We start from the raw sequence: 4549 nt of genomic DNA on the forward strand, positions 1-4549 counted from the left end.
TGGCGCGCCACGAGGGGCAGCAGACCGCGGTAGTCGACGTCGACCTCGACGCCCAGGCGGCGCAGCTCCCGCGCCAGGGCACGGGTCAGCGGGTCGGCGAGGTCTTCGAGACGGCTCTCGCGCCCGCGCGCCGCGACGTTGCCGAGGATCCCCATCAGGGTGGCCGCGCCGTGCTCGAGGCGTCCGTCGTCGAACGCCGACGGACGGATCGACGACACGATGACCATCGAGCGGCGCGCCCGGGTCATGCCCACTGTCAACAGGCGCTCGCCGTCGGGGGTGGACAGATCGCCGAAGTCGCTCAGCACGCGCCCGTGGCGGGTCAGTCCGAACCCGAGCGAGAACACCACACGGTCGCGGCTCTCGGCCACCGACTCCTCGAGGGTCAGCACGGCGAAGGGCTCGGCGGCATCCCTCGAGACGAACCCGGCCACGTCCGACCGCCCCGCCAGCGCCGCCACGACCGACGCGCGCACGCGCTCGGCGTGCTTTCGGCTCGCGGTGACCACCATGAGGGACTCGGACGCGCGGTTGACCGCGTGCTCGACCACCAGCGTGACCACGCGCGCGACCTCGGCGTCGGGGCTCTCGACCGCGCCGCTCACGGGATCGGGCGCGCCGACACCGCCCTCGACGTAATCGACGCTCAGGCTGCCGCGGCCCAGGTACGAACCGGCCCAGGGCAGCGACACGATCTCGCCGCCGTAGAAGGCGTCGTTGACGAGCTGCGAGAGGTCTTCTCCCCCGGCGCGGTAGCTGCGGGTGAGCGTCTCGACGGGCAGCAGCTCGGCGACGCGCTCGAATACCGACACTCCGTCGAAGGGCACCTCGTCGGCCTCGTCGACCGCGGGATCGACCGAGGCGCTGACGCGGAACGGCGTCGGCTTCTGCACCACCGGGTCGCCGAAGAGGACGATCTGCCGCGCGCGGCGCAGCCCCGGGGTCGCCTCGGCCAGGCACAGCGCGGCGGCGTCGGCGATGATCACCACGTCGAACGCGAGGTCGTGCGGCACATCGGGGACCTCGTACGGGGACGCGAGCCATACCGGCGCGAGGGTGCGCAGCAGCGTGGGCGCGGCATCCGAGATCTCCTGCGCGGTGTGCAGGCCGTCCTTGAGCACGCGCTTGAGCGCCGTTGCCTCGTCGGCGTGGTCGACGATGCCGATGCGCCACTGCGTGGCCAGTTCGGCCGCCAGCAGCGGTCCGGCCGCGGCCGCGTGCGCCTCGTCGACGAGACGGAAGTCGCGCTCGAGGCGGTCGACGACGCTCGTGTTGGCCCCCAACAGCGCGCGATCGGTGCGCAGCAGGTGCTCCAGCGCCGACTGCCACCAGACGAACTCCAGCTCGGTGCCGACCCGCTCCTCGGGGACGTGACGGACCGACAGCTCGACGAGCAGCTGCTCCAGCCCCAGGCGGGCGAGCTCGGAGCGCAGCTGGGCGCGCTCGACGAGGTTGTCGAAGAACGTCGATTCGGCCGCAAGACCCGCGAGGGTGCGCACGAGCCGCTGCACGGGCAGCGTCGCGAGACGCTCGGAGCCCTGACGACCGAGGATCTGGTCGAGCTCGCCGAGCAGCGCGTCGGTACGCTGCCAGGCCACGCTCACGTCGGCGAGGCCCAGCGGGACCTCGGGGGTGACGCCGGCCTCGACGACGCGCTGCCACTCCGTGCGCTGCTGCTGGATGCGCACGAGCGCCTCGTACATGTCGGGCACGTGCACGCCCGGGCGCACGTACTCCTTCGACAGCCGCTTGAGTCGACGACGGTTCGGGCCGCTCATCGGCGAGGCGTCGCGCCGCGGCGAGTGCGCGTCGATCAGCTCGCCGAGCGGACGCTCGAAGACACTGGGGCTGAACCGGTCGAGCGACTCGCGGATGCCCTGCAGCAGCTTGAGGTACGACCCGAGCTCCGACACCGTCTGGAACGGCCGCATGCGCGTCTGCGCGATGAGCTCGTAGCCGCGCTCGAGCAGGCGCGGCACGTCCTGCGTGTGCAGCTTTCCGGCCAGGTCGTGCGCGGCGCGCGCGTCCTCGGTGCGGGTGAAGCTGACGCCGTACCAGGGCGAATCGTCGGGTCCGAACCGGAACTCGCCCAGGCGCGCGGCCATCGCGAGCGCGCGGGCCGCGGCATCCCGTCGCCCCGCGAGCTTCTCGAGAGTGGCGAGGTCGAAGCGGGCCTCGGTCGAGGGAGCCGGAGAAGTGGATGCCAACGACGTCAGGGCGCGCAGCACGTCGAGCGCCGAGACGCCCAGCGCCAGGTGCGGCTCGGTGACCGCGGAACGATAATCGCGCAGCACCGTGCGCAGGCGCACCAGGGCGTCGTCGATCTCGGCGACCTTGGGCTGCTCGGCCTTCTCGTTGCGTCCGATCGCGCGGATGAGGTCGCGGCGCACGTGGTGCGGCGACACGGCGAGACCCGTGAGGCCCACCCCGGCCAGGCGGTGACGGATGCCGTCGAGCGTGGAGCGGCGCGCGCTGACGACGAGCACACGCTTGTTCGCGTGCACCAGCTGACCGATCGCGTTGATGACCGTCTGCGTGCCACCCGTGCCGGGCAGCGTGTGCACCGCGAGCGAGTGGCCGGCCGAGATCCGGGCGAGGACGCGCTCCTGCTCGGCATCCGCGTCGAGGAGCAGCGTGTCGGCCGCGGGCGTGCGCTCGTCGGGGCCCACGACCACCGGGTCGGCGCGGCGAACGGTGATCCGCGCACGGTCGTCGGGATGACCCGCGAGCGCGTTCAGCAGCGTGTCGTCGAGGTCGTGGGTGTCGCGCGCCATGCCGGAGCCGACGTCGGCGAACGACGAGATGACCAGGCGCGGGTGCACGACGAACGTCGGCACGTGCGACGTCAGGCGACGGATGTGGTCGATGACGGGCTGCGGCTTGAACACGCCCTGGTCGTACGCCAGACCCGCGAGGGCGGCGCTGTCGATCTGGATGCCGAGGTGCGTGCGGAACGCGCGCGCCAGCTCGGGGTTCATGACGAAAGCCCCGTGGAGCTTCAACTCGAAGTCTCCGTGGTGGCGGCGGATCGCCAGCGGGCGCAGCAGGACGGGGGCCGACCACTCGACCCCGCCGATCTTCCACGCCGCCAGCCCGACCGCCAGATGCACGGGTTCGAGGCCGCGCGCCGTGCGCAGCTCGACGTTCTTCGCCGTGATGCGGTCGGCGGCCATGCGGGCGGTGCGCAGTGCGACCTCGTCGCGGAAGAGGTTGGAGAGCATGGTCGCGCGCCCCGTGATGAATTGCGGGAGCGACCCCGGGTGCGCTTTGGTGATGTCGATCCCGGCGTCGCGCGCGTCGTCGAAACGCAGCAGCGTCGAGCGCCCGCCGAGGGCCGCGGCCTCGGATCTGATGCGGTCCCGCTCGGGGTCGGCCACATGGCGGACCACGATGCCGGGCTCCGACAATCGCAGCTCGCCCGGATCGACGGACGACGTCGAATCGTCTCCGTCGGCACCACTCACGGTACCGTCCTCAGCTCGCCACACACCTGTCAGACTAAGCCGGGCGGCTGGGGAACGCGCGCAGCGGACCCGAGTTTCGCGACAATCGGCGACACGCCGGATCACCGGCCGTTCCTCCCCACCGGCCGACCCGCCGGGGCTCTCCCCCGTTCGCGGCGGGGGTCGTCCCGGCTCGGTGACGGGGTCTACAGGATGGGCGCATGAACAGAGTCACCAGCACCGACTACGACAGCCCGGTGGGCCCCGTGCTGCTCACCTTCGTCGACGATGCGCTCGTGCGCCTCGACCTCGCGCACGAGGGGCTCGACCGCTCACGTGCCGAGATCGCCGCCCGGCTCGGCGTCGCCCCCGACCCCGATCCGGGCCCCGGCGTCGCTCTCGTCCGGCAGCTCGACGAGTACTTCGACGGCCGGCGACAGACGTTCGACGTGGCTCTCGACTGGCGCCTCGTGCGCGGCTTCACCCGCGCGGCCCTCGAGGCGACGCTCGAGATCCCCTACGGCGAGACCGCGGCTTACGGCGAGGTCGCCGTCATGGCGGGGGCGCCCGGCGCGGCCCGTGCGGTCGGCACCGCGTGCGCCTCGAGCCCCTTCTCGATCGTGGTGCCGGTGCACCGGGTGGTGCGCGCCGACGGCTCGATCGGAGAGTACGGCGGCCATCCCGAGGTCAAGCGTCACCTGCTCGATCTCGAGGGAGCGGCCGGGGGCCTGCGGGCGGCGGGCTGAACGACGAGAACGCCCGGCCCCGCGTGACGCGGTGACCGGGCGCTTCCTGTCTCGTGGTGCGACCGTCAGTGGTTCGACGCCTTCTCGGCGCCGAAACCGGTGAGGGAACGCACGTCCATCTCGGCGGCCTTGCGACGGTCCTCGGCGGTGCGCGAGGTCACCGACCCCAACCAGCCCAAGAAGAAGCCCAGCGGGATCGACACGATGCCCGGGTTGTTCAGGGGCCAGATCGCCACCCCCGTGTTCACGAAGACGCTGGTGGGCGTGCCCCAGAACACCGGCGAGAGGAAGATCAGCACCAGGGCCGAGCCCAGGCCGCCGTACATGCTCCACACCGCGCCGCGCGTGGTGAACCGGCGC

At 72.3% G+C, this 4549-nt stretch carries 2 protein-coding genes and 1 pseudogene; 1 reads left to right on the forward strand and 2 read right to left on the reverse strand.

Annotated elements, in window-relative coordinates; genetic code table 11:
* Positions 1-3464, reverse strand: a 3464-nt coding sequence (locus QZ433_RS09910; protein WP_295782700.1) for an AAA family ATPase, incomplete at its 3' end; no start/stop codon positions are given.
* A gap of 200 nt (positions 3465-3664) precedes the next feature.
* On the opposite strand from QZ433_RS09910, the gene QZ433_RS09915 reads away from it, so the two are divergent.
* Entirely contained in the window at positions 3665-4189 is a 525-nt protein-coding gene (locus tag QZ433_RS09915) for a methylated-DNA--[protein]-cysteine S-methyltransferase (RefSeq protein ID WP_295782703.1), read from the forward strand.
* 65 nt (positions 4190-4254) lie between these two features.
* On the opposite strand, the pseudogene QZ433_RS09920 reads toward QZ433_RS09915, so the two are convergent.
* Positions 4255-4549, reverse strand: a pseudogene (locus QZ433_RS09920) (cation acetate symporter); the annotation flags it as partial.

The sequence above is a fragment of the uncultured Microbacterium sp. genome (assembly GCF_913776565.1).
Taxonomy (GTDB): domain Bacteria; phylum Actinomycetota; class Actinomycetes; order Actinomycetales; family Microbacteriaceae; genus Microbacterium.